The organism is Geminocystis sp., assembly GCF_041753295.1.
In the GTDB taxonomy this organism is placed as follows: Bacteria; Cyanobacteriota; Cyanobacteriia; order Cyanobacteriales; family Cyanobacteriaceae; genus Geminocystis.
The window spans coordinates 1-13,658 of sequence record NZ_JBGSUU010000071.1 but is presented as its reverse complement, the minus strand read 5'-3'; the positions used below and the strand labels follow the sequence as shown (position 1 = coordinate 13,658).

The 13,658-nt window shown below is 31.1% G+C and carries 18 protein-coding genes and 2 pseudogenes; 14 read left to right on the top strand and 6 right to left on the bottom strand.

Going from position 1 to position 13,658, the window contains the following annotated elements:
* The first annotated feature begins 24 nt into the window (after window positions 1–24).
* The 13 genes from ACEW8E_RS07960 (at window position 25) to rnhA (ending at window position 6,521) form a co-directional block, all read left to right on the top strand.
* Window positions 25–306 carry a hypothetical protein gene (locus ACEW8E_RS07960; RefSeq protein ID WP_373479808.1) on the top strand — a complete coding sequence of 94 codons (282 nt, stop codon included), beginning with the start codon at window positions 25–27 and terminating at the stop codon, window positions 304–306.
* 52 nt (window positions 307–358) lie between these two features.
* Complete coding sequence (locus tag ACEW8E_RS07955; protein ID WP_373479807.1) at window positions 359–589, top strand: DUF2283 domain-containing protein; 231 nt, start codon at window positions 359–361, stop codon at window positions 587–589.
* Between the two features lie 17 nt (window positions 590–606).
* Window positions 607–744 (top strand): YgiT-type zinc finger protein, encoded by a 138-nt coding sequence (locus ACEW8E_RS07950; RefSeq protein ID WP_373479806.1) that lies wholly within the window; start codon window positions 607–609, stop codon window positions 742–744.
* Window positions 745–879: 135 nt separating this feature from the next.
* Window positions 880–1,092 (top strand): type II toxin-antitoxin system HicB family antitoxin, encoded by a 213-nt coding sequence (locus tag ACEW8E_RS07945; RefSeq protein WP_373479805.1) that lies wholly within the window; start codon window positions 880–882, stop codon window positions 1,090–1,092.
* Entirely contained in the window at window positions 1,089–1,328 is a 240-nt protein-coding gene (locus tag ACEW8E_RS07940; RefSeq protein ID WP_373479804.1) for a type II toxin-antitoxin system HicA family toxin, read from the top strand. Before ACEW8E_RS07945 ends, ACEW8E_RS07940 begins: the two co-directional genes overlap by 4 nt.
* Before the next feature lie 44 nt (window positions 1,329–1,372).
* Window positions 1,373–1,714 carry a hypothetical protein gene (locus ACEW8E_RS07935; RefSeq protein WP_373479803.1) on the top strand — a complete coding sequence of 114 codons (342 nt, stop codon included), beginning with the start codon at window positions 1,373–1,375 and terminating at the stop codon, window positions 1,712–1,714.
* A 105-nt stretch (window positions 1,715–1,819) separates the two neighbouring features.
* Window positions 1,820–2,092, top strand: a complete 273-nt coding sequence (locus ACEW8E_RS07930; protein WP_373479802.1) for a type II toxin-antitoxin system HicB family antitoxin — start codon at window positions 1,820–1,822, stop codon at window positions 2,090–2,092.
* Between the two features lie 8 nt (window positions 2,093–2,100).
* Window positions 2,101–2,331, top strand: a complete 231-nt coding sequence (locus ACEW8E_RS07925; protein ID WP_373479801.1) for a type II toxin-antitoxin system HicA family toxin — start codon at window positions 2,101–2,103, stop codon at window positions 2,329–2,331.
* Between the two features lie 56 nt (window positions 2,332–2,387).
* Window positions 2,388–4,700, top strand: a complete 2,313-nt coding sequence (locus ACEW8E_RS07920) for a glycosyltransferase family 4 protein (RefSeq protein ID WP_373479800.1) — start codon at window positions 2,388–2,390, stop codon at window positions 4,698–4,700.
* 120 nt (window positions 4,701–4,820) lie between these two features.
* Complete coding sequence (locus tag ACEW8E_RS07915; RefSeq protein ID WP_373479799.1) at window positions 4,821–4,997, top strand: hypothetical protein; 177 nt, start codon at window positions 4,821–4,823, stop codon at window positions 4,995–4,997.
* A 190-nt stretch (window positions 4,998–5,187) separates the two neighbouring features.
* Window positions 5,188–5,799 (top strand): transcriptional repressor LexA, encoded by a 612-nt coding sequence (gene lexA / locus ACEW8E_RS07910; protein WP_373479827.1) that lies wholly within the window; start codon window positions 5,188–5,190, stop codon window positions 5,797–5,799.
* 55 nt (window positions 5,800–5,854) lie between these two features.
* Window positions 5,855–6,052: a hypothetical protein gene (locus tag ACEW8E_RS07905; protein ID WP_373479798.1), complete on the top strand. Its 198-nt coding sequence runs from the start codon at window positions 5,855–5,857 to the stop codon at window positions 6,050–6,052.
* A complete protein-coding gene (gene rnhA / locus ACEW8E_RS07900) occupies window positions 6,045–6,521 on the top strand; it encodes a ribonuclease HI (protein ID WP_373479797.1) in 477 nt (158 codons plus the stop codon). The genes ACEW8E_RS07905 and rnhA overlap by 8 nt, the downstream gene beginning before the upstream one ends.
* 69 nt (window positions 6,522–6,590) lie before the next feature.
* Here rnhA and crtR read toward each other — a convergent pair whose 3' ends face one another.
* From crtR to ACEW8E_RS07875, 5 genes and pseudogenes are all read right to left on the bottom strand, one after another.
* Entirely contained in the window at window positions 6,591–7,466 is an 876-nt protein-coding gene (crtR, locus tag ACEW8E_RS07895) for a beta-carotene hydroxylase (RefSeq protein WP_373479796.1), read from the bottom strand.
* Between the two features lie 119 nt (window positions 7,467–7,585).
* On the bottom strand, window positions 7,586–8,275 hold the full coding sequence (locus ACEW8E_RS07890; protein ID WP_373479795.1) for a TVP38/TMEM64 family protein: 690 nt from the start codon (window positions 8,273–8,275) through the stop codon (window positions 7,586–7,588).
* Window positions 8,276–8,442: 167 nt separating this feature from the next.
* Window positions 8,443–9,811, bottom strand: a pseudogene (locus ACEW8E_RS07885) (protein kinase family protein).
* On the bottom strand, window positions 9,808–11,505 hold the full coding sequence (locus ACEW8E_RS07880) for a hypothetical protein (protein WP_373479794.1): 1,698 nt from the start codon (window positions 11,503–11,505) through the stop codon (window positions 9,808–9,810). The pseudogene ACEW8E_RS07885 and the gene ACEW8E_RS07880 overlap by 4 nt, the downstream one beginning before the upstream one ends.
* Before the next feature lie 41 nt (window positions 11,506–11,546).
* A complete protein-coding gene (locus ACEW8E_RS07875) occupies window positions 11,547–12,347 on the bottom strand; it encodes a vWA domain-containing protein (protein WP_373479793.1) in 801 nt (266 codons plus the stop codon).
* A 157-nt stretch (window positions 12,348–12,504) separates the two neighbouring features.
* Between ACEW8E_RS07875 and ACEW8E_RS07870 the strand changes: the two genes are divergently transcribed.
* A complete protein-coding gene (locus tag ACEW8E_RS07870; RefSeq protein WP_373479792.1) occupies window positions 12,505–13,290 on the top strand; it encodes an ATP-binding protein in 786 nt (261 codons plus the stop codon).
* Window positions 13,291–13,316: 26 nt separating this feature from the next.
* On the opposite strand, the pseudogene ACEW8E_RS07865 reads toward ACEW8E_RS07870, so the two are convergent.
* Window positions 13,317–13,658 (bottom strand): annotated as a pseudogene (locus tag ACEW8E_RS07865) (photosystem II q(b) protein); the annotation flags it as partial.

The following is a 13,658-nucleotide window of genomic DNA, read 5'->3' as shown; positions in this document are numbered from 1 at the left end:
TAACGATATAATTTGACTAAAACTATGACATCAAAAGATACGATCGAGATTATTCAATCAAAAAATAACATTCCCATCCGATTGACTTATAAACAATGGTCTCATATTACCGAACATCACGACTATATGGCAGGGTATCAAGATTTAGTCATTGAAACCATAGCCAATCCTGATTTAATCGTCAAGGGGTGGACGGATGAACTAATTGCCCTCAAACAAAATCAGAAAACTGTGATTTCTCAAAAATGTGTCGTCGTTGTTTATAAAGAAATGGAAAATGATGGATTGAAAATCATGGATTTGTGATTACAGCGTTTTTGACTTCATCTCCTGAAAAAATTATCAAACGAGGTATTTTATGGCAGAAATAAATCTTTTAAAATCAGTACCTTATCTTCTTCAAGCGCCTTCCAATCAAATGTGGATGACTTATGATGAAGATGCTGATGTATTGTATATTAGTTTTCGTAAACCTCAAAAAGCCAACGATAGTATTTATGAAGATAATATAGTCTATCATTATGCCGATAAAATATTAGTAGGGATTACAGTTTTAAATGCTTCTTTATTTTCAGCAAATCCAAACTAACCAATAATAAGTAAATTATGTTTCCCATTGATAAATGCCTATTTTGTGAAGGTAAATTAAGCAAAAAAACAGTGAATGAAATTATAAAAAATGATGGAGATACCGTCAGTTTGGAAGTATTCGCCCTAGTTTGTGATAATTGCGGAGAAAGATAAAGATATTATGATCTTGAAACGATGAAAAAATTTGAATTAATTAAACAAAAATTAAAGTCAAAACAAACTATCATATTTGATTGTTACAGGTAAATCTTATTTACTCAAAGAATAAAACAAGGAGTAATTAAAACTATGAAACAAACTATCATATTTGAAATATCTCAAGAAGAAGACGGCGGATTTGTCGCAGAATGTCTCACAGAAGATATTTTTACTCAAGGAGATACTTGGGAAGAATTAAAAATGAATATTAATGAAGCCGTCAAAGGTTTTTATTTCGATCGACCTTTTTATCCTAATGTAAAATTACACCTTGTTAAAGATGAAATGTTAGTAATTCAATGAAAATTCCTCGTAATTTAAAAGGCTCATCACTAAGTAAAATTCTCTGTAAATTATGGGATTATAAAATAGTTCATCAGGAAGGAAGTCATATTATTCTTGAAACTAAAACACCAACTCATCAGAGAATTAGTATCCCTAATCATTCTCCTTTAAGGGTAGGAACTTTAAATGGAATTTTAACAAGTGTTGCTCGTCATAAACAAGTTTCTAAACAAGATATTTTAGATACTTTGTGATAATTACTCTTTTTATCAATCGGTTTATTATAAGATTTTGAACTATGAAAAAACAATTATTAAAAAACTATCAAATTGCCGTTAATTTCCCAGAAGCTAGTGGATTTGAACACTTAGAAATGTTGCAAATTACAGATCAATTAGCACTAATTGAAAATGAACTAAATGGACTAGAAAAAGAAGAATTATCCTTAGCAGATCACGTATTAATCAAAAATGCTAAACAATTTTATCATGAGTTATCCAGTATCATTGATTTGAAACAAAAAAGAGAACGTGAGCAAATTTCTTCTGGTTTTTGGTGGTGGTATTTAGATGTTTTAGCTAACTTACCTCAATTATTTTCATCCACAGAAAAAAATCTTCAACAAAAAGCAATATTTTAGATAATAGTATTTATGAATAAAGTCAAAATAAACTAAAGATTTGATTGTTACAGGTAAATCTTATTTACTCAAATCATAAAACTATGTTATAACTTGGAGGCAAAAATGCAATCTATTGATCAATTACCAGACAAAAATAAAGCTCAAATCATTTCTGTCGTCATTGAAAATAATGATGATGGTTACTTAGCAATGATACCTGGTATTCAGGGGGCTTTTGCAGAAGGAGACACTCCTCAAGAAGCCATATTTAATTGTATTGATGTTTTAAAAATGATTATAGAATATAAACAAGAACAAAAAGAAAATCTTAATTTAGGATCGATCGAACTTTCCCATAACACTGGTTGGACTTTTGCTATTCCCATTCAACTCTGACTTAAAAAATGACAAAATTAAGAGAGTTAACATATTTAGAAGTGGTAAATCGTCTTAAGTTTTTCGGCTTTAGATTTTATCGACAAGGAAAAGGATCGCATGAATTATGGGTTAGAGATTTCGACAACATTGTAGTTCCTGTTCCTCATCATCGTGGTAAAACAATTCGTAAAGGTACGATCAGAGCCATAATTAGAGAAATTAACGTCACGGTTGAGGAATTTATTGATTGTCAATAATCAGGAGATTCCTTTTTACAACAAGATAATTAACACAACTCAAATAGAATTGCTATATGATTAAAATTTTACATATTATTGACTTTCTCTGTCTTGGTGGTGCGGCACGATCGATGATCGCCATTTCTAAATATTCTAGCCGTTTAGATAACCAATTTCATCATCAAGTTATCTCTCTGAAAAAAGCTCAAATTCAGGCGGTAGAATTAGCCCAGAAAGCGGGTATGGAATTTTTAGAACCTATAGACGAAATCGAACGTAATCAAATTATTGCTTCGAGTGATTTAGTACATATTCACTACTGGAATAATCCTCAAATGTTTTCGTTTCTCCATTCAGAATTACCTCCAGCAAGGTTAATTATTTGGTTTCATGTGTCAGGAGATAATGCCCCCCAAGTTATCACCCGTGATTTAATTAACTATGCTGATTTTGCCCTTCCTTGTAATCCCCATTCCTACGAATTACCCGTTATTAAACAACTCAAACCAGAAATTCGCCATAAAAAAGTAGGCATGGTATATGATGCGGCGGATTTTGAACGAGTCCAAAACATTCAACCTCAACCCCACGAAGGTTTTAAGGTTGGTTATATGGGAGCGTTATCTTTCAGTAAAATGCACCCTCATTATATTTCCATGAGTGCCAAAGCCAATATTCCAGACGTTAAATTTATTGTTTGTGGAGGAGGTAATATTGAGTTTTTACAACAACAAGCCTTAGAATTAAACGCCCTTGATAAATTCGATTTTCGGGGATTTGTGGAAGATATAGCCTCAGAAATTGCCAAATTTGATGTTTATGGTTATCCCTTGTGTGAAGACACCTACGCCGCCGCCGAATTAAATCTACAAGAGGCAATGTACGCAGGAATCCCCCCCGTGGTGCTTCCCCATGGCGGTATCAAAAAGCTAATCATCAATAACTATACAGGCTTAATGGTTGATAGTGAATTAGAATATAGCCAAGCCCTAGAGTATTTATATCATAATCCCCAAGAAAAATTAAGACTAGGCAAAAATGCCAAAGAATACGCCAGTCAGATATTCGGTGCAGAAAATGCCGCTAAACAATTAAACCCCATTTATCACAAATTACTAGAAACACCTAAACGAAGCCGACAATGGAGTATTCCTACCGATGGTAGCCTATTAGATGAACCTATATCATTACTTGATGTAGTCGATATTCCCATTCAATTTTACGGTGCAAAAACATTTGTTGAATCTTTAGGAAATACAGCACCCCAATTTATAAAAAATTTAACATCTAATGATACTAATGAATTATTCACTACCGATGAACAAATAGCCAAATCATCAGCTCTTTTAGGCATGGGAGAAGGGGGGGTTTTTCAATATCTTTATTATTATCCTGATGATGGTTATTTAATATTTTGGAGTGCATTGATTTTAGAAAAACAAAATAAAACTGAAGATGCTTTTAGACAATATATTATGGCTATTAATAAAGGTTGTAAACATTGGCGTTTATTTTGGTATTTAGCGGAAATAGCAGATTATTTACAAGAAATTGACGTATTACAACAAGCCTTAAATAGTCTTGATAGTTATGTGCCTAATTTTCAACCAGCTCAAAATTTGAGAAAAAAATTAAATAAATTATTATTAGAAGAAAAAGAATTATCTAGCTTAAATTTAACTAATATTAACTATCTAATCTTCCCAGACTGGCAAACCGACGAGGAGGAATTAACCGCAGAATTATATAACCTCATCTCCACCCTAGCCAAAAACGCCCTGCTTATTAATGAGGGTTGGGGGGGATCAACCCTTGTCATCGACACCACAGGCATAACAGAAGAAGATGCTAATTTATTCCTATCTGGTATCGCCATGAATTTGATGATGGAGGAAGAATTAGACTTAGAAAATACCTTAGATTTTGCCCTGATTAATAACTTAAATGAGCAAAAATGGCAAAATTTATTACCAAAAATAACAGCTAAAATTAAGCTCAAATGTGATAACCAAGAGTTAGTTAATCAATCATTATTTGAAGACTTAATTACTATAAATAGTGAGGGGAACAATTATGTTATTTTTCCTGATTGGAAAGCAGATCAAGAACAACTTGCTATGACAATAAGTGAAGTTTTAAAACACATATCTCAAGAAGAAAATGCAATTTTGTTGGTAAATCTAAATAATGCTGATGGCGAAGAAGTAGGCTTATTTTTCTCAGAAATAGTGATGAATTTAATGTTAAATGAGGGGATAGAATTATCAGAAAATATTAATGTAAGTTTTGTTAATTTTACGGTTAATCAATGGCAAAGTTTAGGAAAATTAATTAAAGAAAAAATTAATATTGACTGCGAATTATTGCCTGACAATTTAGTTATATAGAGATAAAAAAAATAATTAATTAACTAAAAAAAAATTCAGTTACTATATTTCTGGTCCTATGAGAGCAAATATAATCTCATTAAATAGCAGTATAAAATACTATAAAAACATTATAACTGAGTGATATTAAGTGGTGTCGAAACTATGTTAGCGTGGGTAAAAACCATGACATGGAAAGAATTAAGACCAATTGTTCACTTAAGTGAAAAAGCATATGAAAAAGGAATCTCTTTAACCAAAAAAGAAATCAAAAATATTGAAATGTACTTGGAACGCAATCCATACTTACCAAAATAGGATATTTTTATTCGATTTTCTTAGCAAATAATTTCTATCTTAGAAATCACCTAATCTTTTAAAGCCCTATTTTTTTCATTCAAATATTTTAAGTTTGCTAACAATTTTTGATTAATAGTTGTTTAGTACGACTGTTCTAAGTTAAATTAGTACTAATGATAATCAACTTTTAATTAATGGGAATTTCATGATGGAAAATAGTGAACATTTGACCCCTGTACAAAAACAATTGTATGATTGGCTAGTACAATATATTGATACTAATAAACATTCTCCTTCTATTCGGGAAATGATGAAGGCTATGAATTTGCGATCGCCAGCACCGATTCAAAGTCGTTTAGAAAGAATGCGTAGTAAAGGTTATCTGGAATGGACTGAAGGACAAGCGCGTACTTTAAAAATTCTTAAAAATAAAAATCAAGGATTATCTATTACAGGTAAGGTGATAACAGGGGGAATCATTGAAGGTTTGAGTAACGAACCAGAAAAAATTGACTTTAACCCGATATTTAATCAATATAACTGTTTTGCTTTACAAGTAACAGGAAATACCATGATTAGTGAACATATAGCAGAAGGTGATTATCTAATTATGCGTATGGTATCTGATTTTCAACAAGTAAAAGATAAAGAAATTGTCATGACAAACATAGAAGGTTATGGTACAACCTTAAGAAGAGTTTATTTGACTGATAATGAAATTACCCTTAAATCTTTTAATCCTGATGATGAGCCTATTATTAGTTTAATAGATCAGGTAGAAATTCAAGGTGTTTTAACCAGTGTCTGTCGTCTTTTTTAATTAACAATTAGCTATCATTTGACAGTTGATCATTGATTTATTTGAGGAGTTGAATATGAAAGTTTGGTTGGTCAGTTTTTTATTATTATTTATCTTGACTCAATTTGTTCTTTGGGTTAAAAATTTCTTTGTACCTTTACCTTTATATATTTTTGGTGGTGCTTTTTTAGCCATCATCTCTAATTATGATCAAGGAATTAGTACATTTATTGATCATTTTCTCTCGGCATCAGGAAAAAAAAATAATGACTAATGAATTACCACAAATACAAATATATACTGATGGTTCTTGTTTAAATAATCCAGGGGCTGGAGGTTATGGTGTTGTATTGTTATGGGATAACTACCGCAAAGAATTATCAGGCGGTTTTAAACGCACTACGAATAATCGTATGGAAATTTTTGCTGTAATTCAAGGTTTAAAAGCCTTAAAAAAACCTAGCAAAGTTACTATTTATACTGATTCCCAATATGTAGTTAATGCTATTACTAAAGGTTGGGCAAAAAAATGGCAAAAAAATAATTGGCAACGCAATGCCAAGGAAAAAGCCAAAAATCCTGATCTTTGGCAAGAATTATTACAATTGTGTAGTCAACATCAAGTTAATTTTGTCTGGGTAAGAGGACATTCTGGCAATGTGGAAAATGAATGCTGCGATCGCCTTGCATTTACCGCAGCACAAGGAGAATATTTACCAGAAGATGTAAATTATGATTTTTAAAATTGATAAATAATGACAAATTAGAAGGGAAATGGAAATAGTATTTCTTATCTCTTCTTACTAATTTATTTAATGATGAAATCTGATTCCTAAAAACAGATCGTACATAAAACTCCAAAAGTTTTTACCTTTTAATAAATCTAAAGATTGATCACATCCTTTGGCATCTAATAAAGGTTTGGTAGCGTAATAAGCTGGTTGATATTGATACCAAGGAATAGAAGGCCATAAATGATGTATTAAATGATAATTTTGCCCTAAAATGAGAACATTCAAAATTTTACCCGGATAAACTCTAGCATTTTTCCAGCGATCGCGATCTTTAAAAGGACGATGAGGTAAATAATCAAAAAATAAACCTAAAGCAATTCCTACCACTAAAGCAGGTACAAACCAAAAATTCATGACATAACCGATAAAATCGTAATAAATACCTAAAAATACAACAGTAAAGAGAAATAAGCGACTCAAAAACCATTCTAAAAGCTCATTGTTACGCCATAACTTTCTTTTAAAGAAAAAAATTTCATGATAAAAAAATCTAGCGGCAATTAACCATAAAGGGCCACCTGTAGAGACAAAATGATCAGGGTCATTTTCTGGATCATTCACATGGGCGTGATGTTGCAAGTGTACTCTAGTAAATACAGGAAAGGCAAAACCTAGCATTAATGCACTGCCATGACCGAGTATAGAATTAATAATAGGATTCTTGTGACCGCTATTATGAGAAGCATCATGGATGACTGTACCCGACATATGTAAGGCTAACACATTGGCGGTAAAACAGATCCAACTGGTCCAACCCCACAAAAAATAACCGCAAGTAGAAATAGTGATTAATGAAATAGCGGTAATAAACATTAATACATTAGGATTAAATCCTCCATGTGCTTTAAGATATTCTCGTGGCACGGATTTCAGTACTGGTGAAACCGACTGCATTGCTATTTTCTGCTCCTTCCTTCAAATAAATTATTTCCTTGTGGTAGTTTACAATATTTTGCTCTTAAGGTAAAGTTTTGTAAATATTGAGATTCAGTTTTGATCATATCTTAAAATTATCAATTTACTTCTTTTTCTAGTGCTTTTTGGGCAATTTTAGTAACATAAACGGTAACTGCTACCGTCGCAATTAAACCAATTATATTTAAGATTAATTTTAGAGTATCTGTATCTCCACCACTAACCTCCGCCGCAGTTTTCGGTAATGATCCTAAATAAACATACATAACTGTACCGGGTAACATACCTAGCCAAGAAGCAAACACAAAATCTCTTAAAGAAACTTGAGTTACCCCAAAAGCATAATTTAAAAACACAAAAGGAAAAAGAGGTGAAAGACGAGTTAACCCAACTATTTTCCATCCTTGTTGTGCTACAGCTTTATCCATAGCTTTAAAATTAGGTTGAGTATCAATTTGTTTTTCTACCCATGTACGCAAAAAATAACGTCCAATCAAAAAAGAGACAGTAGCCCCCATAACAGATCCTATGGATACGAAAATTGTACCTTTTATCACTCCAAAAATTAACCCTGCACCTAATGTTAACGCAGATCCGGGTATTAAAAAGATTGTTGCAATGATATAGATAATTATAAAAGCGATCGCGCCCCATGAACCTAGTTCTAAAATCCAATTATTTGCGTTATTTAATCCATCACTAAGATATTGAAATAAACCTAATTGATAAGTTATGACTACCATTACCGCAACTCCTAATATCGTTAACCAAAATTTGCCTTTGTTCATGTGAGAACCTTGTTTGACGATAGTTTTACCATCAATATTTTAACCTGTGAATATCTTTATTTCTGTGTATATGAGTGCTGTATTTGGTATCTTGGGGAAAAATATAATAGTTATAGTGGTAGAAATCAAAGAGTGAATAACAAATTTATTTTACAGGCAATTCATTACTAATTTAACCAATTTACAATTTTATTCCAAATAGAAGATACAGATTTTGATAATTTATTCCAAATATTTCCAAATTTATCCCATAAATTTTTATCAATATCAACTGGTTTTGGTTGATCTGATTCGGAAGGTTTAATCTTATCAAAAGGATCAAGTTGAGAAGGTTTAATTTTATCAAAGGGATCATTTACAGATTTTGAAGAATCAAATTTATCCCAAGCATTCGATCTATTATTATCTAATTTACTCCAAGGATCGTCTTTTTTTTGTTTTAAATTATTTTGCTCTATTGTACACACAGGACCTGAAACTGGTGGATTCGTATTTGTTATAGGTGTTTGAGATGTACCCGAATCAAAAATATCAAAAGGTGATGAATCAGTATTTATTATTATTGGAGTAGGGGAAGAAGGAGCAGATACTTTTGGCTTTGGAATGGCGGAAAAATCGATAATTTTTTTCTTACCTTTATAGCCACTAACTAAACTTTCTAAAGGGTGTAAATATTCAATGTTTGATGTTTGACAAGATTTTTCTAATTGTTCGGTAAAATAAATGATTTCTTCAGAGAGTTTTTTAAGTTCTTTAAATGTAGAAGATGAACTAGGATTTATTAAGTCTTTGTCAGAAAAAATTAACCTTTCTTCTTGCTCAATTTTCTGCCAATAATGAGGATTTTCAGCGATAACTAAAAGGGATAAATAAATGATAAGTTCCGAAAAATAATCGGATTTTGGACTAAGTTTATCTAAATTCTTTCTCTTGGGATGTTGATAACCCGGTAATCCCTTAATAACATCTTTTTCATTACTTAATTGAGGCACATATAAACTATCATAATCAATTAAACATATATCCCCATTACTACGCACTTTAATATTACCATGTTGTAAATCTCCATGGGAAATATCTTTTTCATGAAGAATTGTCATCATTTCTAAAAATTTATCAGCAAAATCACGAATATAAATGGGATTGTTAATATTATTAGTGATAAATTCCTTAAAACTAACACCCTCAACCCATTCCATCCTAACAATAGGATATTTTTGCCCATTGACGATAATACCTTCTTCTCGATAAGCAAAATCAACAAAATAAGGAAGTTTTACCGTTGTTAAAACCGTTATCAATGGCTTGATAACGGTTTTTTAAGTTGCCTAAATCCTCTACCCAACATTTAAGAGCATATTTTTTAGGATTGGTTTGAATCTGATAAACAATAGCTTTTCCACCACTTAAAGAGAATAAAAAATGGGGATTTTGAACTTGCGTAACCGCTTTGCCTGTTTTTAATTTCGGGTCAAGTACAAAGTTATTAAGATACTTAACGGCTGTTTCATAATCGCTTCTTAATGGATATTTCATTTTCTTATATACCCCTCAAATTGAAATTTACACCACGTTAATTCGCTATTAATATCAACATTTTTAAATTGTGAAGGTTGTTTTAATGTGCCGAATAATGGGGCATTTTTATCAGGATTTATTGTAATTCTAATATTTTTAGTAAATGTAATTTCTTTATCTGTACAATTTTGAGTATTTGAAGTAGATTTATGTGCATAAACAGTGCGTAAAATTTTATCCCAATTTTCTCCTTCTTGTGTAATTTGTGCTTTCACTTTTGTTTGAGTAGATTCGATTAAAATTTGTGATAATTCTTTGTCTTTATAAATTGTCATACCTACCTCAATTTCTATCGATTTTTGTTCATTAATTTTTGATTGATTAGGAGTAGATGATTTAATATTATTTTGATTATCTGATGGATTTTGATCCCTTTGATTAGAAGACTCTAAATTATTTGATGAATTTTTATTTATATTCTTAGAATTATCCAAAGTTGAAATTTTATCCTGTGAATTAACTATCTTTTGATTAACAGAATTTTTCCCTATAAAATAACTGAGTAATGGTAGCAATAAAGCCAAAATGAATAAAAGATTTCTTTGCAATTTTAAATCTCTGTTTACTTTTTTAAAATCTCTTACTTGATTTTGTTCATTCCATATTGTACTTTCTCTATTATTAAGATGTAAGTTTATTCTCCTCTGGATAACTCCTCGTATTTCGATAAATTTAATAGCATAATTTTTGGCTAATTCAATTAATTTATTTTCTTGATCTAGCTGTAAATTATTATTATGGTTATTATTATTAGGTGTTAAAGGTGGTGAAATTAATTCTTCCTCCTTTTCTTCATTTGAAGTGGCGGTTACTGGAGATAATAAATTGTTATTATTTTGTTTTTGTGGATTTATTGAAGGTAAAGGCTCAAGAATTTTTATGTTATTTACTTCTAAAATCATTAGGGCAACGTCATCATTTTTCATGAAAATAGTCTCTTTTCTTGCGAGGGACACAAACTTTTCAAAATCTTGTTGATTATCAATATTTGTTATTTTTGTAAAAATTGGTTTATCATTTTCTAAGCATTGAAAAATAAATTCAGAGAGAGCATCTGTTGCTAAAATAAAGTAAAATTTTTCTGAGTTTCTTTGATTCTCAAAAGGTATATCAAAAAAATTAGGCTGAAAATCATTGTTTTTTTGATAACTAGCAAAATATTCAGGACGATTGCCAAAATCCTGAGAATTTTTTAGGGGATAACTAGCAATTAAAGTATTTATAGATTGATGATTTTTGACGATAAATAAACAACTATCACCTACTAAAGAAACTTTAATCTTATTTTCCAGAAATTCTAACCCAATGAAAGTAGAAGTTGCTGAGTCTCTACGATTAAGACGATTAGTATTTGTCACCCAAACAGGGTTAAAATCACGTTTTGCGGTTTCAACTTTCTCTGTTACTTCCTGTAACCATTTTTCCTGAATGGGTTTAAGCCATAATTGCCAGTTTTCTTGGTTAATATCAGAATTTTGACAAAAATGATTGACAAGAAGTTCTGCCCATAAACTAGGATAAAATGATTGACTTGCACCATCTGCGATCGCGCAACAATTTTGTTCTGAGTTTAGGTGAAAAAAATCTTGACAATCAGTAATACTTTCACTTTCTTTGTGAGTTCTAGCACTAAAAATAATACGAATTGGCATAATTTAGCTGAATAATAAGGATATTTTTCTGACAGAAAACGTTAACGTAAAGCCCCTTGAGAGCCAAAATTAAGCAGTTTAATTAATGTTTCTGCATCAGCATTAAACACAAAACCCTTCGCCCCAGTTTGCACATTAAAACCCGTATTTTTAGCACTTTCGATTAAAGGATCTGGTAATACACTAGAAATATCAAACAAAAATTTGGCAAATTGATTACTGCTAAAGGCGGAATCATTGCTAGGTAACTCTATTTTTCCTGCTGAAGCGTTGGAAATGTGAGCATTGAGGATAATTACATTACCATCACTGGTTTTCAATTGTGCTAATTTTTTGGCTTCATTAGTCGCTAAAGCCATGTTATTCGGTTCACCATCGGTAATATTAATGACAATGGGAGGAAAACCATTTGGATGATTAGTAATAAATTTTTCTATGCCATTAGAAGCCTGTTGAAAAGCCTCCGCCATAGGAGTACCACCATTGGCGATCGGATTAACAAACACTCTTTGTACTTCATCAACTTCAATTAATCCCCCAGCACCATCAGAGATTTTTCTTTTAACTGTAGTAGTGTTAGGATTTTTCGCTAATTCTGAAGCTGTTTCCAAAAACAGTATATCAACATTTGAACCATATCCTATTACTGCGACATAACATCTATCTTTAATACCATCCCCTGACGAACAAGATAAAATAATCTCTTCAATAACTTTATTAACTGCTACTGAGGCAAATTTTGCTTTACTTGAGTTGGCATAAAAGTCTGACATTGATCCTGATTGATCAATCATAATAATAATCAGCCCGGGGTTAGCACTACTCAACAATTCTTGATACATGATTCAAGTAACCTCATTTGGATTTCTTTCTTTCTTGAATAACATTGTATTTTATTAAATAATATGATAAAGTACACTCTTCGTACCCAAGTTGAAGTAAATTTAGTAGGATTTGGTATAATTCAGTTGATTAAATATTTAATTCTTAAAGTTACTGATGAAAAACTTTGATGAGGTGTTGGATTATGTTGATAATTTAATGGAGCTTACTTCAATACAAGAAAGTATCTTAAGAGGAACTTATCAGGGTAAAAAAAATTTTCAAATTGCTCAAGAATTTAATTGTAGTGAATCTCATATCAAAAAAGAAGCTGCTAAATTATGGCAAAAATTAGGACAAGAATTAGATGAAAATATTAATAAATATAATGTTCGTTCAAAATTAGCAAAAAAATATCATGTTTCTCAAGTTTCTGAATTTGGTTATTGTTTGCAAGTTGATGAAGGAAATATAAATATTTGTGATAAATCGCTACAATTTACAAATACTTTGTCAAAAAAATCCTTTTCAAAAACTAAAAATAAATTACCTCTAATTGACTTAACAGAAGCACCAGAAATCAATTACAATTATGACCGTGATTTAGAAATTAATCATCTAAAAGAATGGATAGAAAATAAAACTAAATTAATTAAAATTTATGGATTAAAAGGAATTGGTAAAACAGCTTTAATTCTTAAATTAACCTCAGAAATTAAAACAAAGTTTGATTATATTATTTATCGTAGTCTTGACAATAAGCCTAAACTTATAAATTTTAAAGATAACCTTAAACAAATTTTTTCTACTGGGGAGTTAACAACAGAAATAATCGATTATTTTAAAACCTTTCGTTGTTTAATCATTCTTGAATTTTTCGTAACAATCACTTTAGTTATAATTGATTATCCTAACACAAACGCCAAAAAGCACCCCCCTAAATTAATAGAGAGTGCCTTTTGATATTATTTAGTTTTTTAAACTATAACTTAACCGTTGATTACAGGTGCAGAAACTGGTTGTGCACTTGCTAAGTCTAAGGGGAAGTTGTGAGCGTTACGTTCGTGCATTACTTCGATACCGATGTTTGCACGGTTTAACACATCTGCCCAAGTTCCAATTACATGACCTTGACTATCTAAGATAGACTGGTTGAAGTTGAAACCGTTTAAGTTGAAAGCCATGGTAGATACACCCATTGCGGTGAACCAAATACCAATTACAGGCCATGCACCTAAGAAGAAGTGTAACGCGCGGCTATTGTTGAAAGAAGCATATTGGAAGATTAGACGACCAAAGTATCCGTGTGCTGCTACGATGTTGTAGGTTTC